At 43.0% G+C, this 26,119-nt stretch carries 24 protein-coding genes and 1 tRNA gene; 6 read left to right on the forward strand and 19 right to left on the reverse strand.

Annotated features, from left to right (window positions below):
• Nucleotides 1-3: 3 nt before the first annotated feature.
• Entirely contained in the window at nt 4-1,350 is a 1,347-nt protein-coding gene (gene mtaB / locus ABD128_RS01240; protein ID WP_343985412.1) for a tRNA (N(6)-L-threonylcarbamoyladenosine(37)-C(2))-methylthiotransferase MtaB, read from the reverse strand.
• A gap of 173 nt (nt 1,351-1,523) precedes the next feature.
• Entirely contained in the window at nt 1,524-2,318 is a 795-nt protein-coding gene (locus ABD128_RS01245) for a mechanosensitive ion channel family protein (protein WP_425545670.1), read from the reverse strand.
• A 299-nt stretch (nt 2,319-2,617) separates the two neighbouring features.
• Between ABD128_RS01245 and ABD128_RS01250 the strand changes: the two genes are divergently transcribed.
• On the forward strand, nt 2,618-3,028 hold the full coding sequence (locus ABD128_RS01250; RefSeq protein ID WP_343985416.1) for a hypothetical protein: 411 nt from the start codon (nt 2,618-2,620) through the stop codon (nt 3,026-3,028).
• Between the two features lie 20 nt (nt 3,029-3,048).
• Here ABD128_RS01250 and recJ read toward each other — a convergent pair whose 3' ends face one another.
• Nucleotides 3,049-4,761 carry a single-stranded-DNA-specific exonuclease RecJ gene (gene recJ, locus ABD128_RS01255; protein ID WP_343985418.1) on the reverse strand — a complete coding sequence of 571 codons (1,713 nt, stop codon included), beginning with the start codon at nt 4,759-4,761 and terminating at the stop codon, nt 3,049-3,051.
• 114 nt (nt 4,762-4,875) lie between these two features.
• Here recJ and ABD128_RS01260 point away from each other — a divergent pair, with 114 nt between their 5' ends.
• Complete coding sequence (locus ABD128_RS01260) at nt 4,876-5,244, forward strand: Mth938-like domain-containing protein (RefSeq protein WP_343985420.1); 369 nt, start codon at nt 4,876-4,878, stop codon at nt 5,242-5,244.
• A 32-nt stretch (nt 5,245-5,276) separates the two neighbouring features.
• Here the strand turns inward: ABD128_RS01260 and ABD128_RS01265 are convergent, their stop codons facing one another.
• From ABD128_RS01265 to ffh, 8 genes are all read right to left on the reverse strand, one after another.
• Nucleotides 5,277-6,119, reverse strand: a complete 843-nt coding sequence (locus tag ABD128_RS01265) for a thioredoxin fold domain-containing protein (RefSeq protein ID WP_343985422.1) — start codon at nt 6,117-6,119, stop codon at nt 5,277-5,279.
• Nucleotides 6,120-6,256: 137 nt separating this feature from the next.
• A complete protein-coding gene (gene xerD / locus ABD128_RS01270) occupies nt 6,257-7,183 on the reverse strand; it encodes a site-specific tyrosine recombinase XerD (RefSeq protein ID WP_343985424.1) in 927 nt (308 codons plus the stop codon).
• Between the two features lie 144 nt (nt 7,184-7,327).
• Nucleotides 7,328-7,684, reverse strand: a complete 357-nt coding sequence (gene rplS, locus ABD128_RS01275; RefSeq protein WP_343985426.1) for a 50S ribosomal protein L19 — start codon at nt 7,682-7,684, stop codon at nt 7,328-7,330.
• Nucleotides 7,685-7,744: 60 nt separating this feature from the next.
• Nucleotides 7,745-8,497 (reverse strand): tRNA (guanosine(37)-N1)-methyltransferase TrmD, encoded by a 753-nt coding sequence (gene trmD, locus ABD128_RS01280; protein WP_343985428.1) that lies wholly within the window; start codon nt 8,495-8,497, stop codon nt 7,745-7,747.
• A gap of 19 nt (nt 8,498-8,516) precedes the next feature.
• Nucleotides 8,517-9,032 carry a ribosome maturation factor RimM gene (gene rimM / locus ABD128_RS01285; protein WP_343985430.1) on the reverse strand — a complete coding sequence of 172 codons (516 nt, stop codon included), beginning with the start codon at nt 9,030-9,032 and terminating at the stop codon, nt 8,517-8,519.
• Nucleotides 9,033-9,059: 27 nt separating this feature from the next.
• Nucleotides 9,060-9,308 carry a 30S ribosomal protein S16 gene (rpsP, locus tag ABD128_RS01290; protein WP_343985432.1) on the reverse strand — a complete coding sequence of 83 codons (249 nt, stop codon included), beginning with the start codon at nt 9,306-9,308 and terminating at the stop codon, nt 9,060-9,062.
• 330 nt (nt 9,309-9,638) lie between these two features.
• Nucleotides 9,639-10,034: a hypothetical protein gene (locus tag ABD128_RS01295; protein WP_343985434.1), complete on the reverse strand. Its 396-nt coding sequence runs from the start codon at nt 10,032-10,034 to the stop codon at nt 9,639-9,641.
• Between the two features lie 63 nt (nt 10,035-10,097).
• Nucleotides 10,098-11,495: a signal recognition particle protein gene (ffh, locus tag ABD128_RS01300; RefSeq protein ID WP_343985436.1), complete on the reverse strand. Its 1,398-nt coding sequence runs from the start codon at nt 11,493-11,495 to the stop codon at nt 10,098-10,100.
• Nucleotides 11,496-11,867: 372 nt separating this feature from the next.
• Here ffh and ccsA point away from each other — a divergent pair, with 372 nt between their 5' ends.
• Genes ccsA through ABD128_RS01315 form a run of 3 tightly spaced genes read left to right on the forward strand, consistent with a single transcriptional unit; the run spans nt 11,868 to nt 16,393 of the window.
• A complete protein-coding gene (gene ccsA / locus ABD128_RS01305) occupies nt 11,868-12,602 on the forward strand; it encodes a cytochrome c biogenesis protein CcsA (protein WP_343985438.1) in 735 nt (244 codons plus the stop codon).
• An 18-nt stretch (nt 12,603-12,620) separates the two neighbouring features.
• Entirely contained in the window at nt 12,621-13,904 is a 1,284-nt protein-coding gene (locus ABD128_RS01310; RefSeq protein WP_343985440.1) for an HlyC/CorC family transporter, read from the forward strand.
• A gap of 8 nt (nt 13,905-13,912) precedes the next feature.
• On the forward strand, nt 13,913-16,393 hold the full coding sequence (locus ABD128_RS01315) for an efflux RND transporter permease subunit (protein WP_343985442.1): 2,481 nt from the start codon (nt 13,913-13,915) through the stop codon (nt 16,391-16,393).
• Nucleotides 16,394-16,439: 46 nt separating this feature from the next.
• On the opposite strand, the gene ABD128_RS01320 is transcribed toward ABD128_RS01315, so the two are convergent.
• From ABD128_RS01320 to ABD128_RS01355, 8 genes are all read right to left on the reverse strand, one after another.
• Nucleotides 16,440-19,439: an immune inhibitor A domain-containing protein gene (locus tag ABD128_RS01320; protein WP_343985444.1), complete on the reverse strand. Its 3,000-nt coding sequence runs from the start codon at nt 19,437-19,439 to the stop codon at nt 16,440-16,442.
• The gene (locus ABD128_RS01325) at nt 19,439-19,765 is read right to left on the reverse strand and encodes a hypothetical protein (protein WP_343985446.1); all 327 of its coding nucleotides are present in this window, start codon (nt 19,763-19,765) and stop codon (nt 19,439-19,441) included. Before ABD128_RS01325 ends, ABD128_RS01320 begins: the two co-directional genes overlap by 1 nt.
• 256 nt (nt 19,766-20,021) lie before the next feature.
• The gene (locus tag ABD128_RS01330; protein WP_343985448.1) at nt 20,022-21,221 is read right to left on the reverse strand and encodes a DUF4785 domain-containing protein; all 1,200 of its coding nucleotides are present in this window, start codon (nt 21,219-21,221) and stop codon (nt 20,022-20,024) included.
• Between the two features lie 9 nt (nt 21,222-21,230).
• Complete coding sequence (locus ABD128_RS01335; protein WP_343985450.1) at nt 21,231-22,085, reverse strand: hypothetical protein; 855 nt, start codon at nt 22,083-22,085, stop codon at nt 21,231-21,233.
• Between the two features lie 484 nt (nt 22,086-22,569).
• A tRNA-Leu gene (locus tag ABD128_RS01340) sits at nt 22,570-22,656 on the reverse strand.
• Nucleotides 22,657-22,743: 87 nt separating this feature from the next.
• Nucleotides 22,744-22,968, reverse strand: a complete 225-nt coding sequence (locus tag ABD128_RS01345) for a helix-turn-helix transcriptional regulator (protein WP_343985452.1) — start codon at nt 22,966-22,968, stop codon at nt 22,744-22,746.
• A 2-nt stretch (nt 22,969-22,970) separates the two neighbouring features.
• The gene (locus tag ABD128_RS01350; RefSeq protein ID WP_343985454.1) at nt 22,971-23,441 is read right to left on the reverse strand and encodes a hypothetical protein; all 471 of its coding nucleotides are present in this window, start codon (nt 23,439-23,441) and stop codon (nt 22,971-22,973) included.
• 196 nt (nt 23,442-23,637) lie between these two features.
• On the reverse strand, nt 23,638-25,422 hold the full coding sequence (locus tag ABD128_RS01355) for a DUF885 domain-containing protein (protein WP_343985456.1): 1,785 nt from the start codon (nt 25,420-25,422) through the stop codon (nt 23,638-23,640).
• Nucleotides 25,423-25,578: 156 nt separating this feature from the next.
• On the opposite strand from ABD128_RS01355, the gene ABD128_RS01360 reads away from it, so the two are divergent.
• Entirely contained in the window at nt 25,579-26,055 is a 477-nt protein-coding gene (locus ABD128_RS01360; protein ID WP_343985458.1) for an RDD family protein, read from the forward strand.
• The last annotated feature ends 64 nt before the right edge of the window (nt 26,056-26,119 follow it).

Raw genomic sequence — 26,119 nt, forward strand, 5'->3', positions numbered from 1 at the left:
CAATTAATCCAACTGGGTAATTTTGATTGCCGATTCTTGAGGCGCCTCCGGGATCGGTTCGACAATCTCCCCAACCAAAGTCCCCTGCTCGATATCTACAGCTGTTAGTCTTGTCGATAAAATCAAACGCTCCGGGCTTAAGCCTTGCGCTACATCGACGGCCACCTTGTGATAATTTGGCGTATAACCGTGGAAACGTTGAGTTCCATCCTCATTAGTTTGATTCGAGCTTTCCCATAGGATTGAAACCGTTTGCCCTACTTGCGCCTCTAATTCACGCGCTTTTAGCTTTGCTGCCAATTCATGCAATCGACGGCTTCGCTCTTTTTTAACGTCTTTACTAATTTTGTTAGGTAGACGAGCAGCTTTTGTACCTTCGCGATCCGAATAAGTGAAGATATGGATATGGCCAAAGCCCACCTGCTCAATATATTGCATTGTTTGCTCGAACTCATCATCCGTTTCACCAGGAAAACCGACGATAACGTCCGTTGTCACGTTAAAACCAGGGACTTGGGTTCTGGCTTGATTGACCAATTCCTGGAAGTCCTCTGTGCGACAACGACGTGACATGCGGCGCAACACAGAATCTGCACCACTTTGGATTGGTAAATGCATATGCGCCATTAAGCGGGGGTTAGCAAAAAGCTCAAAGAAGTTCTCACCAAGATCCCACGGCTCGACCGAAGCAAAGCGAATTCGCGGCATCTCAGTTCGTTGAAGTACATTCTCTACCAATTCATAAAGGCTCGAATCAATGTCTGAACCATAACCACCAACATGAACACCAGCTAACACTATTTCCTGAACGCCTTGCGAATAAAGGTTATTTATTTCTTCAATCAGGTCATCAATGCTACGGCTTTTTTCTTCGCCACGCGCAACAGTCACAATGCAATAAGTACAACGATAACGACACCCATCTTGAATCTTTATAAATGCTCTTTCACGATTCCGAGCGAATAGAGCGCTTTCACCTGGTTGAGTCGCAAACTCAGGCATTACCGGCATATCGAGAACGTCTTTAACCTTCTCAACAAGAATATCTTTATCCGAATTATCAACCACCAAGTCGACACCCATGATTTGTTCAAGCTTTTCAGGTTCTAGCGATGCATAACAGCCCGTCACAACCATGCGTGCTCCTGGGTTTGCGCGGTGGAAACGTCTGACGGTTTGGCGAGATTTACGCGCAGCTTCTGAAGTCACAGCGCAGGTATTGAGTACAATTAAATCAGCCATTTCAGGCGTTGCCGCTAATGAATAGCCCACTTTTTGGAATGATGTAGCCCAGTTTTGTAACTCAGCTTCGTTTAAGCGACAACCCAAAGCATTCAAATGTACTTGCATAAATCTTTTCTCTAACGTGTGACAGTTCGGTGGTTTTGCTAAGAAATGATATCCCAGCGAAACGGGCGCCAATTGTACATATTCTAGTCACTAGATTCACCTAATTTCGCATCAATTCTTTTGCTCAGCCATAAAAAAAGGCGCCGGAGCGCCTTTAACACAAGGAAAGATTTCTAAGAAGATTGTTCCACTTGGTGCAAGTGAACATCCCTTTGAGGATAAGGTATTGAAATACCATTCGAATCCAGTGCTTTCTTAATAGCTTCTAGGTTGTGCCAATACACAGGCCAGTAATCACCGCTATCAACCCATACACGTAACGTAAAGTTTACCGAGCTATCAGCCAATTCAGCCACCGCAATAAAAGGCTCAGGGTCTTTGTGAACACGCTCATCAGCCTTGATCACATCGAGAATAACTTTCTTTGCCTGATCAATATCATCGTCATAACCAATTCCAAGCTTAAAGTCGACACGACGCTTAGGCTCAGCACTATAGTTAACTAATGAGTCGCTTGAGATTGGTGAGTTCGGAATAATAATGATCTTATTATCCGGTGTTTTAAGGATAGTGTTAAAGATTTGAATCTCTTTTACTGTTCCCGAATACCCCTGCATCTCAACCCAGTCACCAACTTTGTAGTGACGGAAAATCAGTAGCATAACGCCACCCGCAAAGTTCTGTAGTGTGCCCGATAAGGCCATACCAATGGCTAAACCAGCAGCACCTAATAACGCAACAAAGGTGGTCATCTGCACACCCATGGTGCTAATAACCGTGATGCCGAGGATGATTTTTAATAGTATGCCGGTAAAACTTAATAAAAAAGACTGTAAAGTCGTATCGAAGTTTTTGATTGTAAACATTTTCTTCATAGCACCAAGTAAGACCTTAATTAAGATCAAACCGATGATAAGAATAACTAAAGCAACCGCCAATTTAGGTAAGTAAATCATGGCATAGTCCATAGCCAGCTCCGGCCAGCCCGAAATTTCTTCGACACTAATGCCTATTCCTTCTACTGCTTCGGTCGCCGATTCTTTTGCTGTTTCTGCTACATTATTTGTAGACATCTTTGTTCCCCGTATATGAGTCATGAATTACATCAGTATTGTATTAATAAGGTCTCAAACTAACAAGCATGCGTCTGAAATCAAGTACTTGCTTTTACAAATTTTAACGACAACTCCAGATCAATCTGTTAATTTATAATCAAAGTCTATGTAAATTTACATATCTAGTACAAAAAGACCAAATAGGAGCCATTATGCGTCAGCTACAACTTCTAGTCATCGCCACAATAACCGCATCTCTTAGCGTCGGTTGCGCCAGCATTAAGCCTGCCGAAGTAGACACTAAGCTATCTGCATGGCAGGGAGCGCAAATCGATACATTGATTCAAACGTGGGGTGTGCCGACGGCTGATCGCGAGATTAATGGCAAAAAGTATGCCGAATGGAATACCCGTGAAATTAAAAACCGTCCCTCGTTTAATATTGGTGTCGGTGGTTTTGGGGGAAACTTCTTTGGAAGTATTGGTACTACCCTTTTTGGTGGTAAAAAAGATCTCTATTGCACCGTCCAGGTCGGTTATAACGACCAAGGAACAGTCTTTCAAACTAACTGGAATGGCGATCCTCAAGCCTGCGACTCAGCCATTCCTGAGCGAACTGACTGAGCCAGTAGGCTAAAAGAACACTACTCAACGGCTTCTAAATGCGTAATGATTAATTGTAACTCTGGTTGATAATAGTCGTTAATGTCAGGTTTAAAGACCGCTCGTATGGTAGACACTGGCTTTGCCCAAACATTCGGGTCGACACGAAAAGCAATGGCGGCTATCGGTTGTGAGCAACTGTCTTTTCTAAGAGTTAGTTTTAAGTGTTGTTCACCGACAATTCTCTGATTAATCACTTCAAACTCATCATCAAATGCAGGTTCAACAAAGCCCTGTCCAAAAGGGCCCGCCTGAGCTAACAGTTGCGCACTTTCAAGCCGATACTCTTCCGGCAATAATGCTCCATCTGTTTCTATAACATCCTCCATCGAACGGCCAGCCAGAACATCTTTAACCGCAAGCTCGAAAGCTTCCTGGAAAGCTTCTAAATTTGCTTGCGGTAACGACAGTCCCGCCGCCATAGCGTGGCCACCAAACTTATCAATTAACCCAGGGTGCCGAGCATCAACTAACGCTAGAGCGTCACGTATATGAACTTCCTTGACTGAACGCCCAGAGCCTTTAATGATGCCACCATCAGCATTGGCAAAGACGATGCAGGGACGGTAGACCTTGTCTTTCAAACGCGACGCGACTAAACCAACAACCCCTTGGTGCCAGTGTGGTTCATACAAACAGAGTGTATAACCAGTGTCTTCGCCCAAAGTCATCGACTCCACCTGCGCCAAAGCTTCATCCTGCATTTCTTTTTCTACCTGCTGGCGATCGCTGTTTAGGCTGTGTAATAGTTGCGCTAACTCCGCAGCTTTGTCTCTCGACTCAGTTATTAAACATTCGATGCCTAGACTCATATCGTCGAGTCGACCGGCGGCATTAAGCCTAGGACCAACTGCAAAACCAAGATCTGACGACTTAATCTTGACTGGATCGCGCTTGGCGATACGCAACAATTCAATAATCCCAGGGCGACATTTCATCGCGCGGATCCGCTTTAAGCCGTGATGTACTAGTATTCGATTATTTTTATCCAGTGGAACAACATCAGCAACAGTTCCTAGCGCGACGATATCTAGGTAATGCGCCAAATTAGGTTCGCTGACAGTGCTCGATTCAAACCAATTCTTTTCACGTAAAAGAGCTCGAAAAGCGAGTAATAAATAAAAGACCACTCCTACTCCAGCTAAGTTTTTACTCGGAAAATTATCGCCAGGTTGGTTGGGGTTAATAATGGCATCCGCTTCAGGCAGCTCGTCTCCTGCAAGGTGGTGGTCAGTGACCAAAACCTTTATTCCAGCGTCTTTTGCAGCTTTTACACCTGCAATACTCGAAATACCATTATCGACGGTAATTATTAAGTCTGGAGAACTTTCTTTCGCGACCTCCACCAGTTCTGGTGACAAGCCGTAGCCATAATCAAAACGATTAGGTACCAAATAATCAACCGTCATCCCAAGCTGGCTCAAGACAAGTTTTGCCAAGGCGCTGCTGGTTGCACCATCTGCGTCAAAGTCGCCTACAATCAAAACCTTATCTTGGTTTTGTAAACTCTGCCACAACAGCTCCACCGCCTGCTCTATGCCTTTTAAACTATGAAAAGGTTCAAGTTCAGATAAACGGTAATCCAACTCTTCCTTTGACTGTACTCCACGGTTGATATAAATCCTGTTAAGCAGTGATGAAGAGGTTAATGCGAGGTTGTTGTTAGAATTTCTTCGGCGAATGTTAAGCGACATACACACCTTATGCGTCTTACAGCAATATTATTGGTTAGACTTAAAACTGAAGTTCGTTATACTGAAAATACACGCATTGTGCAAAAGTAATCTGTTAACCAACGATCAAATTCAATGGATATTTCACTCGACAAATCAGCTGGTCAATACCAAATCAGCTCCTACTCCGACAACTGTATTACGATAAATAATATTGGATACTTCGAGCCTGTTAGCGTCAGCTTAGACACCTTGGAAAATGGGCACCTGCCAACGAAAGTTAGCGATTTTGACCAATCACTCTTGAAAGCACTGAAAATAGATAGCTATGAAGCTGTGTTATTAGGAACGGGTGAGGAGTTACAACAAGCCTCATGGGACTTGCTAGAATCAGCTCAAATTATGGGCGCACCTTTGGAAGTAATGTCGACCGCGGCAGCTTGTCGAACCTTCACCGTTTTAGCTAGCGAAGGCCGTCGAGTCTTAGCCATTTTATACCCCTAGAAAGTCAGTATATCGACTCATAACGGGGAATGTTATTTGTTAGCCACTTCTTGTTTGTTAACGTTAAGTTCGTTCAGCCGTCGGTTTAAGACTTCCGCAGGAAGATAGCCACCAATTAAGTCACCATTTTCTAAAATAATACCAGGGGTTCCATTTAGGCCAAACTTGCGTACCAAATACATGTGTTCCTGAAAAGGTGTCTTGCAGGTGCCATTGCGGTATTTATTGTGTATTTTTGCATCCGTCATAGCAGTTTGTGGATCCGATGCACACCAAATGCCTCTAAGTTTATTCGCGGACTTAGACTGCAAACCCGCTCTTGGAAAAGCTAAATAACGCAAGGTAATGCCAAGGTCTAGATAATCCTGACGCTCGCGGTGAAGTTTCTGACAAAAACCACAATCCACATCGGTAAAAATCGTCACTACATGCTTTTCGTTCGGTGCTTTATAAATCACCATATCACTTTCATCAAGCTTGTTGATTTCAGCAATGCGCATAGGCGATTCTAGCTTTTGAATTTCAGCCATACGTTTAGATGACAAGTTGCTGACTTTGGGTGTAGAAATATCAAGTAACTGACCTTTCACCAAATATTTGCCGTTACTGGAAATGTAGTAGAGATCGCCTTGTAACATAAAGGAATAAAGCCCAGCTATTTCTGACTGCGCGACATGCTGAATACTAGCAGAAGGAAACTTCGACTGTAGCAATTGTCGTATTTGCACTGGATTCAGCTCCGAACTAGCGGGTTTCTTACTAGCTGCTTGCACATTAACGGCCTCGACACTACTGGCAGAAGCCACACTCGATGGTGTCATGATAGGCAATGAGGCGAAGAGTGCTAAAGATAACAATTTGCTTAAATTCGTCATAGGGTTAAAAGTTCTTTTCGAAAATGGATTTAGTAGCATTTCGTCAACATAAAGCTACCGAGACTTTCTTACAGCTTATTCTAGCCAAGTCATTTAGTAATTAGTAAGCTGATTTACAAAGATTTACACGCTAACCACTAACCTCGCGGATGATGTTCTGAATGTAACTGCTTCAACCGCTCTCGAGCTACATAAGTATAAATCTGAGTGGTTGATAAATCGCTATGCCCCAATAGCATTTGTAGAGTCCTTAAATCAGCACCATGGTTCAACAAGTGGGTAGCGAACGCATGGCGTAAAGTATGCGGTGATATATGGCTTCTTATGCCCGCTAACTTTGCATAATGCTTGATGCGGTGCCAAAAGGTTTGACGTGTCATATTAGTACCGCGCGTACTTAAAAATAGCCAGTCATTACCCTCTGCTGTTGCAAGTTCAGGACGCCCATATTTTAAATACACTTGGATTGACTCTAGTGCCTCTTCACCAATCGGGACCAGTCGTTCTTTATCCCCTTTACCTATGACGCGCATCACGCCCTGCACAAAACCAATTTGATTAACCTCGATGCTGATAAGCTCAGTGATGCGTAGACCACTACTGTATAACAGTTCCAACATAGCTCTATCACGCAAACCAATAGCCGTTTCAAGATCAGGTTGTGCGATCAAGGTTTCAACATCCTGTTCACTCAGGGTTTTGGGAACAGGCGCTTGAATTTTAGGGTTTTCAATTTGTTGAGTAGGGTCAACTTGGAGCCGATGTTGTTGGCACAGGTAACCATAGAACTTACGCAAAGACGATAGAAGTCGGGCTGTGGAGCGGCCACTGTACTTTTGCTTATAACGATTCGCCAGATAAGATTGAATATGACTCTGATCAGCTTTTAGTAATCCGCTTTTGTTTAACTTTAACCAAGCTGCAAAAATTTTAAGGTCCGTTCGATAACTGGAAAGAGTTGCGTCAGAAAGTCCTTGCTCCATCCAAACATGATCACAGAATAGTTCAATTTCATTAATATCTTCAGGTGAAGCATCACACTTCTTACGGCGTCTATCTACCAAAATACAGTCCTATCGAAACAATAACTATAGATTACCTTAACTCTATAACGAACTAAAGATACTGCTCAGCTTAATTGCACTATATAAATGAGATGCACAAAAAAAGCAGCCCGAGGGCTGCTTTTAATCTTCACTGAGAAAAACTTACTTTTTAACGTCAAGTCTTTCTTTAATACGTGCAGATTTACCACTACGGTCACGCAAGTAGTAGATTTTAGCTTTACGAACAGCACCACGACGCTTAACTTCAATGCTATCGATTAATGGGCTGTAAGTCTGGAACGTACGCTCAACGCCAACACCAGAAGAAATTTTACGAACTGTAAAAGCTGAGTTTAAACCACGGTTACGCTTAGCAATTACAACGCCTTCAAAAGCCTGTAAACGCTCACGATCGCCTTCTTTAACTTTAACTTGTACAACTACTGTGTCACCAGCACCAAAAGTTGGTACTTCTTTGTTCATTTGTTCAGCTTCTAGCTGTTGGATGATATTACTCATGGCTGTTGCTCCTCATTTGAGCGTCTGCTCTATAAATTAAATTGTGAAAAAGAGACAGCGTTATTCGCTATTCTCTTCGATAAACTCTTGTAAAAGTTGCTGTTGCTCATCGTTAAACTCGATTTGCTCCAACAAGTCTTTACGTCTTAACCAGGTTCTCCCCAGAGATTGCTTCAGCCTCCAGCGACGAATTTTTTCATGATCGCCGGTTAGCAATATGGGCGGGACCTGTTGACCTTCGTAAACTTCAGGTCGTGTATAATGCGGATGGTCCAATAAACCTTCCGCGAAAGAATCTTGCTGTGCTGAGTTTTGGTGACCCAAAACACCAGGCAAGGTTCTAATAACAGAGTCCATCACAGCCATTGCTGCAATTTCCCCACCGCTAAGAACAAAATCCCCAAGCGATATCTCCAAGTCTATTTCAGACTGAATAACACGCTCATCAATTCCTTCATAACGGCCCGCAACAAGAAGCAAATTTTGCTTTTGTGCTAATGTTTCAACCAGTTGATGATCGAGTTTTTTGCCCTGAGGTGATAAATACACCTTATAAACAGGCTGACTATTCGAAATAGTCATGGAACTCTCAGCATAACGAATAGCTTCTGTTAGTGGCGCAGTCATCATCAACATGCCCGGTCCACCACCATAAGGCCTATCATCAACGGTACGGTGTTTATCTTGGGTAAAATCTCGCGGGGTTGTAACCGCCACATTGACTTTACCTTGTTTCACCGCACGTCCAACCACACCCTGCTCACAAATTGATTCAAACATTTGTGGAAAAAGGCTGATGATATGTATATTCATCAACGCTTTTGCATCAGTGTTAATAGTCAGACTCCCAATCAACGAGAATCTCTCCCGCCTCTAGGTCAACATTGATTACGCTATAATCAGGTACATAAGGAATCAGTAATTCGTCGCCTTTCGGCTTCTTAACCACCAACACATCATTGGCACCCGTTTCCATCAACTTTTTTACCTGCCCGAACTGTTCACCGGCTTGATTAACGACGTTTAATCCTATGAGATCACGCCAATAATATTCACCATTTTCTAGCTCTGGCAGTTGCGATTTATCTATCGCTACTTCAATACCATGGTAGGTTTCGGCTTGGTTTCGATCATCACAACCCTCAAGTTGTGCGACCAATGTTTTACCTTGCTCACGACCTTTTACAATAGCAACTTCTTGCCATTCGCCATTAAGCTTTAAGTACCACGGTTTATAATTAAAAATATTTTCTTTCGGCGAAGTAAAGGAATAGACCTTGACCCAACCTTTAATGCCATGAGCCCCATTTAATTTGCCGACTACTAATGGCTCAAAAGCTTTAGACATCAATAATATTCTTAATTAAATTTAAAATTACTCAGCTTTAGCAGCTTCTTTAACTAGCGCTGCAACGCGACCAGTCATTTGCGCGCCTTCACCGATCCAGTGTTGGACGCGATCGTTGTCTACGCGTAGACGCTCTTCGTTACCACGAGCAACAGGGTTAAAGAAACCAACGCGCTCAATAAAACGACCATCGCGACGTGCGCGAATATCAGCAACTACTAAGTGGTAGAAAGGACGCTTTTTTGAACCACCACGTGCTAAACGGATGCTAACCATACGTTTAAATCCTCTAATAAGAAATACAATACACCCCAAAGCCCCCTTTTTAGGCGCTTACGAGGCTTACTAAATTTTAAGAGCGCGAATTATAAATGAAATCGCACCCTTTTGGAAACCGTTTTTGCCTATAAACCCAAATATTTCGGGCATTTCCAACTGTTTCAACAGTTTTCCTAAGCTACGATTGCTTTAAAACATAAAAGCGGTCGCTATTATAACAAACTGTTAAGGACTTTTGTCGGCTCTTTCGTGTTTAACAGGTTAGATCGAAGGCATAAAAAAACGGCTAAGGAATACCCTTAACCGCTTTTAACTCTATGATTATATTTATTTCTTGGCGCTAGAGCAGCTTTGTGCCTTTTCTGGGTCGATGCCATGCTCCTCACTAACGCTTTTTGAGCAGTTTTCCATTTCAGCAGTAAGTGCGTCACGCTCTTCTTGGCTCATACCTTGAGCTGCCATCAGTTGGCTAAAGTTTGGTGCCATACATTTATCCAAAACACCGGTCATCATTGCGTTACAGTCAGACTCGTTAATCTCTAGACAAGACAGCATTTCTTTGTCCTGACAAGCTTTTGCCATTTCTTGCTTCATCATCTGCATCATCATGGCTTCCATACCAGCTTGTTGAGGGTTTGCACCCTGCGTAGTCTCGCCTTCCGCTTGTGCGCCTAGAGATAGCGTTAATAAGACGCTGGCAGCGACTAATCCAAATAGTTTCATATCATTCTCCAAAATCGTACAGTAAAGTCGCCCGATTCTAACGAATGAGTCTCTGAGTACAAGCTATTTTCGTCCAAAAGGAGGCATGCCTCCCATTCCACCACCGCCTCCTGGTGGCATCATTCCTTGCATACCGCGCATCATTTTCATCATGCCACCCTTTCCTTTCATCTTCTTCATCATCTTTTGCATTTGATTAAACTGCTTCAAAAGGCGGTTAACATCTTGAATTTGAGTTCCGGAACCATTAGCGATTCTTCTCTTCCGCGAGCCTTTAATCAATTCTGGTCTCGCACGCTCTTTAGGCGTCATAGAGTTAATCATCGCCACCATTCGACCGGTGGACTTGTCATTCATAACTTTTTGCTTAGCTGCTTCTGGAATTTGCCCCATACCAGGTAGTTTATCCATCAAGCCTGCCATGCCGCCCATATTAGACATTTGAAGTAGCTGATCGCGGAAATCTTGAAGGTCAAAACCTTTACCCTTCATGATTTTTTTAGCGACTTTCTCGGCTTTCTTTTTATCAACCTTACGTTCAACTTCTTCAATTAAGCTGAGTACGTCGCCCATACCTAAAATTCGTGAAGCTACTCGCTCAGGGTGGAATGGCTCCAACTGGTCGAGCTTTTCACCCATGCCGATAAACTTAATCGGCTTGCCGGTAATTTGACGGATGGATAATGCCGCACCACCGCGAGCATCACCGTCAGCTTTGGTTAAAATAACACCGGTTAAATCAAGGGCATCATTAAATGCTTTAGCTGTATTTGCAGCATCTTGACCCGTCATAGAGTCAACCACAAACAGAGTTTCGGTCGGCGACACGGCTTGTTGTAACTCGCTGATTTCAGCCATCATAGCTTCATCAACCGCTAAACGACCCGCGGTATCGATGATGATGACGTCAGCAAATTGCTTACGTGCCTCTTCGATTGCGTTTTTAGCAATATCGACAGGTTTTTGGTAGGTAGTACTCGGGAAGAAGCTAGCACCAACTTCACCAGCTACAGTTTCGAGCTGCTTTATCGCTGCTGGACGATAAACGTCAGCACTAGCAACCATCACAGACTTTTTCTCTCGATTGATAAGTAAGTGAGACAGTTTACCGGCACTGGTTGTTTTACCCGCACCTTGCAGACCGGCCAATAGAATCACCACTGGTGGTTTAGCGCTTAAATCTAGCGCATCGTTCTCTGCGCCCATGGCTTTAACCATTTCATCATTAACGATTTTGATGAATGCTTGGCCTGGATCTAGCGCTTTTCCAACCTCTGTGCCAACCGCACGAGCTTTAACTGCCGCGATGAATTCTTTTACTACAGGTAACGCAACGTCAGCCTCAAGCAACGCCATACGTACTTCACGTAGCGTTTCTTTAATATTGTCTTCGCTAATTTTGCCCTTTCCAGCAATATTCTTCAGGGCACCTGAGAGGCGATCACTTAAACTATCAAACATTCGATATAACTCACTTATTTATGACGGTCAGTTCACTTTTGACATTTAACCTATGGTGAGGCTTAAACCAACTCAAAATATGATGATATTTACAACTATGACGCAATTATACCCAATCGTCCTAGAATTGCACGATTTCAACCACCTCTAAGCACCTATGAGCAGTGATGAATCTGACATTTTTCAATGATTTTGAAAAAACTCCACGAAACGCCACCTTAGACATTGCTATTTATACTCAGAAGCGCTTGTTAAAGCGCTGTTTTCCTCTAAAATAGCGTTTAGAATTGACTCATAATTATTAAGCATAAAGTGACACTCATATATCAACTATTGACAGGATTGGCCTATCTCGGACTCGCACTCTTCCTCATGCGACGATTACGCCACCCAGCACAGGAAGTTCCAGATTGGGGTAAGTGGTTGCCGTTTATTCCAGCGGCTCTTCACTTGCTCGCGGTTTATATGTTGATAGAAGGTCGCAGTGAACAGGGACAAAACCTGACCTTGCTAAGCCTCGCCTCTTTAATCACTTTAGTGTTGGTACTTCTGGTTACCATTTATCGATTTAGTAAACAAACTCCGCATTTAATGCTATATACCGCAATAATTGCGGGAGTAGTTAACTTACTTAGCATGTTTCCTGAAGAGCCGAATATTGTTAACTTTAGCAATAACGGGCTTGGGGTGTTGCACGTATGGCTATCAATCATCGGTTTTAGTTTGCTATTTGCAGCAACGTTACAAAGTATTCTGGTCCTCGTTTTGCATAACAAACTTCGCCACAAACCAGCCAGTATACACCCCCTATTGCCTCCTCTATTAGAAATGGAGCACTTCCTGTCGGCGCTGGTATTGTCCGGCATTATTTGTTTAGGTTTCGCCTTTGGCCTTGGCTTCGGCTTGCCTGATATTGTTATTCAGTCTCAACCGCTACACAAAATTATTCTATCGGTTCTAGCTTGGTTCAGCTTCTGTACATTTTACATCGGGTATAAGAGCTCTAGATTAAGCGGTATCCGTTTTGCGCGTTTGTGTATTATTGCTTTCGTTATCCTGAGCATAGGCTTTCTCGGCACTAAGCTGGTTGTCCAGTATATTTTATAAAAAAAAACGGAGTTTTTCTTGGAATCATTGTCAACCGGATCCCTATTTTTAATACTGGGTTTGCTCGTTCTTCTTTCAGCCTTCTTCTCTAGCTCAGAAACGGGCATGATGTCGCTCAACCGCTACCGCCTCAAGCACCGCGCCCGAAGTGGCGACAAGAGAGCAAAGCGAGTTTATGAAATGCTGAAGCGCCCCGACAAACTGTTAGGCTTAATCTTACTCGGTAATAACATCGTTAATATTCTCGCTTCGGCGATCGCCACGGTTATCGCCATTCGCTTTTGGGGTGAAGGTGGAATCTTCGCAGCAACGTTAATGCTGACCGTTGTCATTCTAATTTTTGCAGAAGTGACTCCAAAAACGTTAGCCGCACTCAATCCAGAGAAGATATCCTTTTTCGCAGCTCCGACACTCAACCTGCTTTCCACTATCTTTAATCCAGCGATTAAGCTCATAAGCTTTTTAGCTAATGCTTTACTGCGACTTTTTGGTGTTAACTCGAATTCTGGCCAAGACGATCACCTCAGCCAAGAAGAACTGCGCACGGTGGTCAATGAAGCAGGAACTATGATTCCGCGTCGACACCAAAAAATGTTGTTGAGTATTTTGGATCTTGAAACCGTGACAGTTGATGACATTATGGTTCCTCGAAATGAAGTCATCGGAATCGATCTTAACGACGACATGGACTACATCCTCGAGCAAATACGAAACAGTATTCATACTCGACTGCTGGTATTTCGCGGTGAGATTGATAACGTTGAAGGCTTCCTTCATGCCCGCAACTTTGGTCGTGTGCTTGAGATGGAATCGAATGACTCCACAGGAATTTTAGAGCACCTTGATCCGATTTATTACGTTCCAGAGGGTACTCCTCTGCATACTCAGCTAATGAAATTCCAGCGCAAACGTGACCGCGTTGGATTGGTTGTCGATGAATATGGTGATATTGAAGGGCTGGTAACGCTTGACGATATTCTTGAAGAAATCGTGGGAGACTTCACCACGGAAATGTCGAGCATTAACAAAGATATTCAAAAAGATGGCGAAGACGTGTATCTCATTGATGCGACCGTCACCCTCCGTGACTTGACAAAAACCCTGGAATGGAAGCTACCGACTGAAGGTCCGAAAACGTTAAACGGATTAATAACAGAATACTTAGAAACCATACCGCAGGCTGGAACATGTCTACGCCTTTATGGTTATCCAATGGAAATTTTGCAAGTTAAAGATAATATCGTTAGAAGCGTGCGCGCCATGCCAAAATTTTATGTGGCACCTACGAACGAAAGCAACTAGGACATACAATGACACAACACAAAGAATCTCTTTTCTTTAGTTTTTATAGGAAATTAATATTGGAGCACCCTTTAGCGAGTCTGATCTTTGTCTTTATTTTGACCTTGCTAGCCGCGAGCCAGTTGCCGAAATTCCGCCTCGATGCCTCGGGCGAGTCTTTAACCCTTGAAAACGACAAGTCGATAGACTACTACCGCCAAGTTAATGAGAAATATGGCTCAGATGATTTCCTAATCATTACTTGGCAGCCTAAAAATGGCTTAATAAGCGACGAGTCCATTGATGGCTTAAAAAAACTTACTGCTGAACTTCAAGAAATCGACACTGTTTCTAACGTTAATAGCATCTTAAACGTACCGTTACTTGGTAATGTTACACTTGATACTGATGCTTTAGGTGAAGAAATACCTACGCTTACCAGCCCTACAACTAACCGTGAAGAAGCGCTTAAGGAATTCTCAAAAAGTCCTCTATATAAGAACTTATTGGTCGGAGAAGGTGGCAACACTAGCGCCATTCAAATCAACTTTGAACGCGACGAAAAATACTTTTCATTACTCGATGCTCGCGATGAACTCAGAGCCAAAGCAAAGTCAGAACAACTCTCCAGCACTGAAAAAGAAGAATTATCTCGCTTAGAAAAAGAGTTTGACGCTTATAGTAAACAGGCCTCTGAAAGAACTAGCGCCATCATCGCAGACGTTAGAAAAATCATGCAGGATTATCGTGATATAGCTACCATGCACTTAGGCGGCATTTCGATGATTACCAATGACATGCTAACATTTATTCAGCATGACATTACCGTCTTCGGCGTCGGCATTCTGCTCTTTATAATGCTTGCCCTATTTGTATTCTTCGGCAAGATACGTTGGGTACTGTTGCCGCTAACTTCCTGTGTTATTACCGTTATCATGCTGGCCGGCTTACTAAGCTTCCTCGACTGGCGAATCACGGTTATTTCATCCAACTTCCCAGCGATTCTTCTGATTGTGATTTTAGCGCTGAATGTCCACCTTGCCGTTTATTACCGAGACTATATATCAGCGAACCCAGACTCAGAGCAAGAACTGCGCATCTCGACCACATTAAAGACCATGTTCTGGCCTTGTTTCTATACAGCTCTAACCACTATCGTCGCATTTATCTCGTTGTTGATTAGCGGTATTCGCCCTGTGATAGACTTTGGCTGGATCATGACGATCGGTATCGTACTAGGCTTTATCACTACCTTTATTATTTTCCCAAGCTTTATACAGCTACTTAAAAAAGACAGTCATACCAGCGGCAACAGCATTACCTATAAAATTACAAACTGGATCTATAGCTTTACCGTAAACTACAAAGCGCTAATCTTTTTCGTCACTGTAGGCATTATCGGTTTTAGTGCTTATGGCATTACTCAACTCAAAGTTGAAAACCGTTTTATTGATTACTTTAAACCAAGCACTGAAATTTATCAGGGCATGACGGTTATCGATAAAAAGCTCGGTGGTACAACTCCATTAGATATTGTCATCGACAAAGGCGATGAAGCTTCGCTAGTTGCTGAGGATGAGTTTGAAGACGAGTTTGGCGATGACTTTGATAGCGGTATTTACGACCCTGGTTACTGGTTTACGGGAGCCAGATTGAAACAAGTAGAACGTATTCATGATTATATAGATAGCTTAGGCGTTACCGGTAAAGTTCAATCGATCGCCACTTATGCCAAAGTCCTAGAGCAAATGAACGGCGGCGAATATCCGGATGAGCTAACTTTGAGCTTAGTGCATCAAAAAACTCCAGAAGACGTTCGCTCAGTACTAATGTCACCTTACCTTTCGGAAGAAGGTGATCAGATTCGTATTAATATACGTGTCCAAGAAACTAACCATGATTTAAAACGTGCCGAGCTTATAGATTCCATCAACGATTACATCGTAAACGAAGAAGGTATTGCGCAAGAAAGAGTACACTTTACGGGTATGTTAGTGCTTTATAACAATATGCTCGAGAGCTTGTTCGACTCACAAATTAAAACGATTGGAGCTGTCTATTTAGCCATCTTACTGATGTTTATTGTTCTATTCCGCTCGTTTGTCTTAGCCATACTGGCCACTATTCCAAATGCTCTTTCTGCAGCTCTAGTACTCGGTATTATGGGTTGGGCAGGTATTCCAATGGATATGATGACGATTACCATTGCCGCCATTGTGATCGGTATCGCGGTCGATAACTCGATACACTATGTGCATCGCTTTAAAGCTGAGTTCACCAAAGATAACGACTACTTAGCAACCATGAAGCGCTGTCATGGCAGTATTGGTAAAGCCATTTATTACACTGGCGTCACCATCATCTTTGGCTTTGCGATATTGGCTCTATCAGAATTTATTCCATCGATTTATTTTGGCCTACTAACTGGTTTGGCTATGGCAGTAGCATTATTCCTGAACCTAACCTTGTTACCGTTATTACTTATTACAACTAAGCCATTAAAGTCATAAGCATAAAAAAAGCCGTGAAAACACGGCTTTTTCTTTTCTCTGTCTATTAACGTTTGCGTCTTAGCACTGAGCTCGCAGCTAATAATAAGATTAGCCATAAGCTTGCACTACCACCACCGCCAGAAGACTTCTTCTGCACGCTAATGCTTTTAGTTACAACCTTTTCTACGCCAGTACTATCGGTCACTTTTAATTCAACAGTGTAAGCACCACTTTCTGCATAAGTATGACTTGGTGAGGCACTTGTAGAACTACTACCATCACCAAAGTTCCAAGCATAGCTATAACTACCGTCGCCACCATTGACGCTTGAAGTAAAGTTAGCTTTTAGACCATCAGCCGCGGCGCTGAATGAAGCATTCATTGGCGCTATTACCGATACGGACTTCTTTGTTTCGACTTGCTGTTTATCCGCACTAGTAACCACTAAATTAATAGTATAGTCACCGGTAAGTGCATAAGTATGCTGCCCTGTAGCTTGAGTGCTAGTAGTGCCATCCCCAAAGTCCCATGCATAGCTATAATCAGCTGCACCACCAACGATGTTGGTTGAAACCGATACTGTAGCGCCATCAACAACTGTGAGCAATTCAGCTTGCAATGCTTCGGCGATGCTCACTTGCTTCGTTTTAGAGTTAACCGTAGCTTCGCCATCTGTAACCGTTAACGTTACATCATAAACACCGCTCTGCGCATAGCTGTGAGTTGGCGCTTTATCCGTAGAAGCCGCCGAGCCATCGCCAAAGTCCCATAAGTAACTGTAACTTTTGTCGCCTCCTACCGTACTGTCAGAGAAAGTAACGGTTTGATAATTAATATCAAAACCAAAGTTTGCTACAAGCTCTGCTGATGCTTTCGATATTTCGACCGTAGCAGTACTACTATCAGACGCCTGAGCCTTTACTTCGATAGATAAACCATTCACAGGTAGGACTAAGCCTGACTGTGGCTGCTCTGGCAATGAATAATCCAAACTATCATCAAACTTGGCTGTTGGGCTTAGGTGCGAATCACCACTGTAGTTCTTTTGGGCATAAAGGCCGAAAGCAGCGTCTATTACTTGTAGCGTAGAGCTTGCGATCACGCCATTTCGCATTACTGGATTCTGATCAGCATCAACAACGCCTAAGAAACCATGACCTGGATGCTCTGCGACTTTATTATCGCTGTAAGCTTCGTCAGCGAACCAAACTAAAACACCAGGCGTGTAAACTGTCTGAGTTAAACCTTCATCTTGACCATTTGAGCTACGCAGTTGAACCCAATAGTTTTGTGGCTTACCCGGCTTAGTATTACCGACACGGAGAAAACCGTTTAGAGTTACCTGACCCTCAGTTTCCGCACCATCACTATAGAAGTCAGAGCCATTATTTAAGGCTATATCATCAATCACCAATCCATAACCACCTACCGCTGGGTCAGTCACATAGGCAACTTCAATAGTAACTGACTGTCCAGCGAAGGCTGACAAGTCGAAAGTTAAGTCTACCCAGCCTAAAGTACCTTCTGAACCCGTAATATCCTTGGATTTACCAGTGATAAAGTTCGTCACGCTATGATATGCATTGTTGATCTTTGTATGATTGCCTGCGACTGCAGTGCCGTTGACCAATACTTGAGCGTAGTCATAGTCGTCTTCAATATCCCAACGAGCTTTCATACTTAACGTAGTGCTTCCTGATGAAGGAATATCAGCTGAGAATGAAAGACTGTTGTTCATGTAGTGCCCTTCATTCGAATAGTACTGATAACTCCCCGAATAGGGAGCGTCAAAATTGACATGCGCCGGTGGCACATCAATTCGGATCTGGTTTAAACCACTGCTATGATTAACAGCTTCAACTAAGTCGATAGTTCTTGAGCCCGGCTCCATTGAGTCAAAGTTAATGACCTCTTCATTAATCCAGTTACCCCCGAATACCGTCTGGAAGTATGCTCTGGCATAAGGACTAAAGCCTGTGGGTTGCGTGCCGGCGATTTCACCTGCCCAGCTGCCACCAGCCATCACCGACCAGTATGCAACAGGAGAGCCAATCTCAGAGCCATCAATATCATATTCATCAGGCACACCAAGATCGTGTCCAAACTCATGCACGACTACACCAGTCGCGGCATCAATCGGCTGTATGGTATAGCCGAATAGTTTTTTATCGGTACCAGGTATGGTATAGCCATTCGTGTTCGTATCTACAAAGAAACGGTGTGACCAAATCGCATCACTTGATAACTTTCCGCCTCCAGCTTCTTCACCAATGCTTGAATGATAAACCATAACGTGATCGATCATGCCGTCCGGCTCGTTCACATTGCCATTACCATTTAAGTCATAAGGGTCTTCAATATCATACTCATCAAGGTTGATATTATTAGCTGCAACAGCTTTAGTAACCGCTTCCTTTATAAGCTCCGGTACGTTTTTGTCATTATCGCTATCAGCATCGTTTTCGCCATAATATTTCGCATTATTATCAGCAGTTACCCAACCATAAGTTTGACCAGTGAAGCTGAAAGAGCCTCCTGACTCATTCTGATAGTACTGATAACCAGAAGTCAGGTTCTGCCCACTTGGTCCGGCGAAACCTGTGGTTGAAAACATAAGATCCTGATAGTGCGACACCGGATAGGAACTGTAATACATGTCTGTGTCACTAGCAGTTAAGCCATGTGCATCATGCTTTAAGTCTGGGAAATCAATCAATACGGCTAACACTTTAACCGTTGTATTCTGCGCGTTTTTTTGCGCTTGAGTTTGACCACTTTTATAGCTGGAGTGATGTTTTTGAAGCCTGACTTGCTCAAGCTTCGGTCGTTTGACAGAGCTATTGCTCATGTCACCAAGGTACGTCTTGATGGCACTTTGACGTTCTGCCTCTGTCGCTGTAGGTTTTATCTCGCCTCTCTGCTCTATCCAGTAAAGAATGCGCTCTTGGTTTACGATAGCAGGGTCTTTAGGCGTCGCTGAAGTCTCTGCACTATTGATGGCCAAACTAACACCTGGTGTTAGAGCTGCTGCAAGCAAGCCTGATAATAGCTTAATTTTCATCATTATTTTCCTTTGATACATTGAGTATAAGCTGAGTTTTTCTTATTAATATAATCACGAATAACCTGTTCTTTCTGTTGCTGTGTCATACCCTCCTTGATTAGGCCTCTTTGTTTAAGCATAGGCTCTAATTTCCATATATTCTGTGGTGCAGGAGGACTGGTACAAATTCTATTTCTTATTGTGCCATTCCCTTCTGAGGTCGATTCTTCTTGGCTTGTTTGGATTTCTGATGAGTTTGAAGAGGTCTGTGGAGACTTATTATCAGTTTGATTTGCACAGGCTAATACTAAGAAAACCGCTAAGCTAGGAAGTACGTTTTTTATCATTCGATTATTATTGTTATGTGGCTTAATCAGTTATTAAAAGTAAATTGTCGATTTCGTGCAAGCAAAAAACCACATAAACACACTTTGTTACATTTTGCTACTTTGTACACTTTTAGGCTACTTTAAGCGGAGATAGCCCAGCGTTGACTAACTTTTATTAAATAATATAACTGCTAGAAGCACTCTATATAGTCGATTGGCCACAAAAAAGGCGCTAATAGCGCCTTATAATTTGAGTAAGTGGCAAAGTTCTATGTTAATCAATTAGGGCCATTTGGTTTTGATCACGAAGTTCTAACTGTTCGACTTTATAAGGTGCAGTAACCCCAGCATTAGCTAAAATCTGAGGATCGAACTTCATCATAATGGCACCCTCACCAGCCGCTAAGTTAGCAGCACTATGCGTCATCATGATTGGCTTAAGACTGCCATCCTCTGTCGTGCCGTATAAAATCGCACGAACTTCATAACGACCATCAACATTAGCATTGACTGGAATAGTTGCCACTGGGCTTTGCTTTTGTCCAGAAACCACTGGCTTGGCCGAAATGCTCGCCGTCTTTTGTGCAAAAGCAAATGGTAGCTGGCCATTACGTTGCACTAACTGTCCGCCCACTTTGGCTTGGACTTCAGTATGCAGTTCCCAAAGAGCACCAGGGATCGAGTCAGCCGTCATATCAAGCGGCTTATTAAGGACATACCCCTCTTTTGAAGGACTAAAGCTTACTTTATGAGTTTTACCGGATGGTGATACCAACTTCCCTTTAATTGAAACTATCTTTTCAGTTCTTCCAAGGTTAAATACCTTGGCGTCAACTTTTAGTGCCTGCCCTTTTAGATAATTACTTTTGTTTGCGGTTAAGTGCATCTCGGTATCGCTATTTTTTTCGAATACATTGACGCGGTATTTAGCATGACTGGCTATGGCATTATCCGCTTTTAGAGTGAAAGTACCGGCTCCTAAACTATCATCAAGCTTAAAACCCGTGGTGCCCTGCTGAAAACCCATGCCATTTTTTTGCATGACATCGCTACTGACCAGAGTATCGAAGGCTTTTCCCTGCTTATACAGTTTTCCTGTTGAGGTTTTTACTGATAATTGTTTAGGCTCTATAGCACTTTTTCCATCAAACGCAGAAATTCGCACTAAAGCACCCTTAGCTGATGTATTTAATGTCACTCCAGATTTTAACTGAGCACCACTGACATCAACTTTATACTGACGGCTTTGAACATGCGCCTGCTTTTGTGAGAAGTCGAGCTGATTGATATCCGAAATAGGGAAACTATAACTGACACTTTTCAACTCGCGCTCGCTGTCTGGATACGTCGGTGTGGTTGGCTGGCTAATTCCTGTGTAAGCGTCGCCGCGTTCCGACTTACTTGTAACATTACCGCTAGCTACCGCCGTACTAGAGAGTGAAACAATGATCGATGTTAATAATACAGTTTTCATGACAACTCCTTAAATTCGGTTACGCAGAAAGACATCTAAGCCGAAACACTTACGGCGGCTCTGAGCATGACTGAGTGGCTCGTCGCCGTAAGTTTTACTGGTGTCATAAAACCAAACGGATCCTGCGGCATTCTGCGAACTGCAATTTAAGAAACCATCGGAGCAACTGTCTAGCCAATTTTGGGTAAACTCAAGACCGACATTTTGTGAGTAGCCACCACAATAACTGTCGCTGTCCCAGATAGCAGACTCAACATCTGTGCCAACCACACTACGAAATGGCTTCGGCAGCGCTGGGCGACCAGAAGTACCATAGAGCCAGTTAGCATTATAGCTCGCCATCCAAGCCACTTGCTGCATTCGTACAGCATCGTTTTTATAGCCAAGTAACCAACCAAGTGCTGACTCGAAAACATTGCCATCGATCACAGCATCTGCCAAAGGTGTGCCTGCGCTCGAAGGCGCTAGCGCAATCACTTCATCAATACGGTTAATGATGTTTGGGTAGCGGCTATCCCACGTAGGATTAGACATGATCCAGCGCGTCACATTACCACCATTGGAGTGTGAAATTATGGTTAAACTGGATATATTTTTTTGATTAATAAAGTTAGTTAACTGTCCGGCTAGGCACCCGGCTGCACCTGAAGTCCACATATATTTCGTGAAATCACAATTTATAACCGTGTAGTTACTTGAGTTTGGAAGGCCTTTTACAACCGACTGAACAAAACTCCCCGTCCAGTAATCGTTGTATGCATCGCTTTGACTACCGGTGCCATGAACAAACGCAACACCCGTGTTTGCCGAAACCAGTCCACTAAAGGTAATAGCTGCGGTTAGCAGCAAGAATTTTTTAAACATCGATACCCCCTATCGTTGTTATGTGCTTGTTGTTATATCAATACTTAGTAAAATCCCTAGCTGAGCAAGTTCGATTCTAGAAAACAAAACTCATAAGATTAACTAAGCCGAATAAATTTATAGCACCAATAGAAGATCCTGTAAAAAACGCACGTTTTAAACTATGAATAGCAATATAAACGAAGACTTTCAAACAAAAGAAAGATAGAAAAGCTATATACTAAAAAGCTTTCTAGGAAAACTTCAAACAAGAAAATAATTTAATGACTAGAAGATTCAAACACCCAAGACCAACCCCATGTCAAATATGACTTATTACTAGCATGAATACATAGGTTTTTAGGAGTTTAGACGTCCAAGGACTGAGTACCATAAAGCATTAATGTGACTCAGTTAACAAAAATTATTGCTAGGACAGAGGCTCTAAAGAGAAAATTACAAAAATAACAAGAATTTATAGCAGGAAGCTGAGATATTAAAAAGATGGTACCAGAGGGCGGACTCGAACCGCCACACCCGTGAAGGCGGGGGATTTTGAATCCCCTGTGTCTACCAATTTCACCACTCTGGCATTTCTAATTCAGTGCAAAAATATGCCCGAAAGAAGCGACGCATTATAAAGCAAAAAGCTGCTTTTGCAATACCAAGAATGGCGTTTTTAAGTGCTTTCTACGTTCTTTTGCGTCAGGCTAAATACATCTTCTACACTGACATTAAAGTAGTTTGCGATTTTCAGCGCAATAATGGTTGAGGGGACAAATTTACCGACCTCTATCGTACTGATCGTTTTACGAGAGACGCCAATTGCGTCCGCCAAATCACTCTGGCTCATTCGATGTTCGGCCCGAAAAACCCGTATTCTATTATCGAGTTCAGGGTGCATAATTACTCCTCAAGCCCTTCTAAGTCATCATCGCGCGTAAGCCAAAAAAAGCTAATACTGGCAGATAACACAGCTACAGCGAACAATAATACGAAATAAAATTTTAAAGGTAGCGCCAGACTGTCCAAAAACTTTGTCGTGCCTAATAAAACAACCAAGGTTAAGGTTAAAGCAATCCAACCATTTTTAAAACTCGCCAACATTGCGCCCGAAACAAAGCTTTCGGCTTCGTTTTTCACAAGGGTTTTACCAGTCAGTTTCTGCTTAATAACTGGCCATAAGGAAACAAACGTCACTATCACGGTTACAGCTGAGCCAATAATTGCCGCAAAATCTAATATTTCGTTCAAGCGACCTTTCTCAGTTAACGCTTCCCATAACAAAATTAAATAAGTAACACCGCATACGAGCATCCCACGGGCGACCCCTGTTTGAACTCTATCCACTGTTTCTGCACAATTCTTTTGACTCATAGCTATACTCCATTCCATTAAACCCAATATCTGAACAGCTATCACAAAGAGAGTTAAACACCTCTTATTGAAACCCTTGGGTATCATTATGATAATTTAACAACTCAAGTCAAGAGATTCTTCAGAATATAAAAAGCCCGATACACAGAACGGGCTAAAATGCTTTTCTAAATGAACTTATAACTCGTTCATTACATTAACGTTTTTCGGCTATAGCGTTCTTTTCGTCTTCAATAAATTGGTGAATCTGATTTTCCAGTACGCTTAGCGGAATAGAGCCATTACTCAACACGGCATCATGAAACTTACGAATATCGAAGTGCTCACCCAGCTCTTTTTCAGCTTTAGCGCGTAACTCTAGGATCTTTAGCTCGCCCAATTTGTACGATAATGCTTGTGCAGGCCAGCTGATGTAGCGATCAATCTCAGTTCTGACATTAAGCGTCGAAAGTGCGGTATTGTTTTCCATCATTTCGATGGCCTTTTCACGACTCCAACCTTTGGCATGCATACCTGTATCGACGACTAAGCGCATGGCGCGCCACATTTCATAGGTCAAACGACCAAAGTTACTATAAGGGTCTTGGTAAAAACCTGCTTCTAGCCCAAGTTTTTCGCTGTACAAGCCCCAACCTTCGCCAAACGCTGAGATATAAGTGTTTTGACGGAACTTAGGCAAGTCAGTTAATTCTTGCGCCAGTGCAGTCTGTAAGTGATGGCCTGGCACAGCTTCGTGCAAGGTGAGCGCTTCTAAATTATACAACGGACGTTTATCGAGGGCATAAGTGTTAACCCAATATTCCCCAGCTCTATCACTATCGATAGGCGCGCCCGAATAGCGACCCGTAGTATATTTGGGTGCGATTTCTGGGGCCACAGGGACGACACCGTATGGCTGACGCGGCAACTTACCGAAGAACTTAGGTAATTTGTGGTCCATTTTCTTAGAAATGTAAGCGGCTTCTTTCAGCAACTCTTCAGCAGTCTTTGGGTAAAACTGCTCGTCGGTACGTAAAAAGTGTAAGAATTCTTCAAAAGTACCTTCAAAGCCAGTGGACTCAATCACCTCTTCCATCTCTTTACGAATTCGAGCGACTTCTTTTAGACCAATTTCATGAATCTCGTCTGGCGTTAAATCCAAGGTCGTATAATGCTTAATTTGGTTCTGATAGAAAGCCTTACCATCGGGATAGTCCGTGGCAGCAATCGTTTTCTTAGCACCAGGCAAATACTCACTCTCAAAAAATTCTAAGTAAGCTTGATACTGTGGCACGACCTTAGTGCTGATGACCTTTGCTGCTTCTTTTTGTAAGGCTTCTTTATCTTCAGCATTAATAGAATCAGGCATGGTTTCAAAAGGACGATACCAAACGGTGTCTTGCGGTTTATCTTTAATATAGACGCTGATGCTGTCACTATAACCATCAAGTACCGCGCGTGGCACTGTAAAGCCTCGCTCCATACCTGCTCGCATGTTGCTCACATTCTGCTCGAAGAATGTCGGTACCGCCGACAACAAAGCGATGTAATCCTTATAGTCCTCGGCTGTCCTAAAGCGGAAAGAGTTCATCAAGTAGGTGGTTTGGGCATGAAAGCCGTACTCAGAGGTTAATGGCATTTCATAGGTTTTAAAGTCAATCTCCGCCACTTCTTGCTGCAACTGAGTCATCATCATGTCATAACTAATCTGCTCGTCTTCCAGCAAGTTTTCGCGTTTAATACTTTCCAACTCACTTATCAGCTCTAAGAGTTTAGCTTTACGCTTTTGATATGCTTGTGGGCTTTCATCGCGCAGCTTACCTTTTGCCGACTCGTCACCCTCACGCGCTGCCCACACAGGGTTTTGCGACATTCGATATTCTTGTACATCCTGAAAGAACTCTTGCAACCACTGGCTGTAGTCTTCGCCAGCTTGCGCGCTATAACTAAAGCTGCTCATTAATAGAGCGCCTGAAATCATTAATGTTTTTGTAAATGTCATTTTTATACCTACTTTAATCAACAACTGACCTGTTATATCAAGAATGATCAGGCTATTAAAGCTGTTGCTAATAAATATTGCTACCATTGTTTTCAAGTAGTCGCAAAGGCTCGCTTTTGCTAGACTAGCGTCAGTTTTTTATCAAAAAGAACCAACATGGCTAAAAATACACAACAACCACTCATCACGACTCCAGCGCCAATTACAAAAAAGCTAGGAGCTTGGTTATACGACATATTGATTAGCGTCGCGATTTGGTTCCTATGGGGCCTGTTTACCTTCCCCCTAATTCATTGGATGCTTGGGGTTGATGATATGAGCGTAAATAGCGGTTGGGAAGATTCACTAACTTACAAACTTTATTCATTATTCCCAACATTACTATTGTTACTCTACTTTGTCGGAAGCCACGTTCGCTTCGGACAAACTGTTGGGATGAGTGCTTGGAAAATCATGGTAGTGAAGGACAATGGGCAGCCAGTAACCCTAGGCCAAGCTTTTGCCCGAGCAATCGTCTCAATTTTTGGGATCGGCATGATTATCAGCCCGCTCAACCGCAAAAAACTCGGCTGGCACGATATGTTGACTAAAACACGCGTCGTTGCTTTGCCTCATAAAGAAAAGAAGAAATAAGCATTCTTCCGTCAATACGAAGGAGCAAAGCGACCCTTGGTGACCGAAGGGCATGCCCTTGGGT

Source organism: Kangiella japonica (assembly GCF_039523535.1).
Taxonomy (GTDB): Bacteria; Pseudomonadota; Gammaproteobacteria; order Enterobacterales; family Kangiellaceae; genus Kangiella; species Kangiella japonica.

Excerpts from the sequence above, each read along its gene's own strand:
- ABD128_RS01330 (WP_343985448.1), bottom strand. The coding sequence starts at position 21,221 with ATGAAAACTGTATTATTAACATCGATCATTGTTTCACTCTCTAGTACG.
- ABD128_RS01295 (WP_343985434.1), bottom strand. The coding sequence starts at position 10,034 with ATGAAACTATTTGGATTAGTCGCTGCCAGCGTCTTATTAACGCTATCT.
- ABD128_RS01265 (WP_343985422.1), bottom strand. The coding sequence starts at position 6,119 with ATGACGAATTTAAGCAAATTGTTATCTTTAGCACTCTTCGCCTCATTG.
- ccsA (WP_343985438.1), top strand. The coding sequence starts at position 11,868 with ATGCGACGATTACGCCACCCAGCACAGGAAGTTCCAGATTGGGGTAAG.
- mtaB (WP_343985412.1), bottom strand. The coding sequence starts at position 1,350 with ATGCAAGTACATTTGAATGCTTTGGGTTGTCGCTTAAACGAAGCTGAG.
- rplS (WP_343985426.1), bottom strand. The coding sequence starts at position 7,684 with ATGAGTAATATCATCCAACAGCTAGAAGCTGAACAAATGAACAAAGAA.
- ABD128_RS01320 (WP_343985444.1), bottom strand. The coding sequence starts at position 19,439 with ATGATGAAAATTAAGCTATTATCAGGCTTGCTTGCAGCAGCTCTAACA.
- ABD128_RS01260 (WP_343985420.1), top strand. The coding sequence starts at position 4,876 with ATGGATATTTCACTCGACAAATCAGCTGGTCAATACCAAATCAGCTCC.
- ABD128_RS01345 (WP_343985452.1), bottom strand. The coding sequence starts at position 22,968 with ATGCACCCTGAACTCGATAATAGAATACGGGTTTTTCGGGCCGAACAT.
- ABD128_RS01360 (WP_343985458.1), top strand. The coding sequence starts at position 25,579 with ATGGCTAAAAATACACAACAACCACTCATCACGACTCCAGCGCCAATT.
- ABD128_RS01245 (WP_425545670.1), bottom strand. The coding sequence starts at position 2,318 with ATGGACTATGCCATGATTTACTTACCTAAATTGGCGGTTGCTTTAGTT.
- ABD128_RS01315 (WP_343985442.1), top strand. The coding sequence starts at position 13,913 with ATGACACAACACAAAGAATCTCTTTTCTTTAGTTTTTATAGGAAATTA.
- recJ (WP_343985418.1), bottom strand. The coding sequence starts at position 4,761 with ATGTCGCTTAACATTCGCCGAAGAAATTCTAACAACAACCTCGCATTA.
- ffh (WP_343985436.1), bottom strand. The coding sequence starts at position 11,495 with ATGTTTGATAGTTTAAGTGATCGCCTCTCAGGTGCCCTGAAGAATATT.
- ABD128_RS01335 (WP_343985450.1), bottom strand. The coding sequence starts at position 22,085 with ATGTTTAAAAAATTCTTGCTGCTAACCGCAGCTATTACCTTTAGTGGA.
- ABD128_RS01250 (WP_343985416.1), top strand. The coding sequence starts at position 2,618 with ATGCGTCAGCTACAACTTCTAGTCATCGCCACAATAACCGCATCTCTT.
- rpsP (WP_343985432.1), bottom strand. The coding sequence starts at position 9,308 with ATGGTTAGCATCCGTTTAGCACGTGGTGGTTCAAAAAAGCGTCCTTTC.
- ABD128_RS01355 (WP_343985456.1), bottom strand. The coding sequence starts at position 25,422 with ATGACATTTACAAAAACATTAATGATTTCAGGCGCTCTATTAATGAGC.
- ABD128_RS01350 (WP_343985454.1), bottom strand. The coding sequence starts at position 23,441 with ATGAGTCAAAAGAATTGTGCAGAAACAGTGGATAGAGTTCAAACAGGG.
- trmD (WP_343985428.1), bottom strand. The coding sequence starts at position 8,497 with ATGAATATACATATCATCAGCCTTTTTCCACAAATGTTTGAATCAATT.
- rimM (WP_343985430.1), bottom strand. The coding sequence starts at position 9,032 with ATGTCTAAAGCTTTTGAGCCATTAGTAGTCGGCAAATTAAATGGGGCT.
- ABD128_RS01325 (WP_343985446.1), bottom strand. The coding sequence starts at position 19,765 with ATGATAAAAAACGTACTTCCTAGCTTAGCGGTTTTCTTAGTATTAGCC.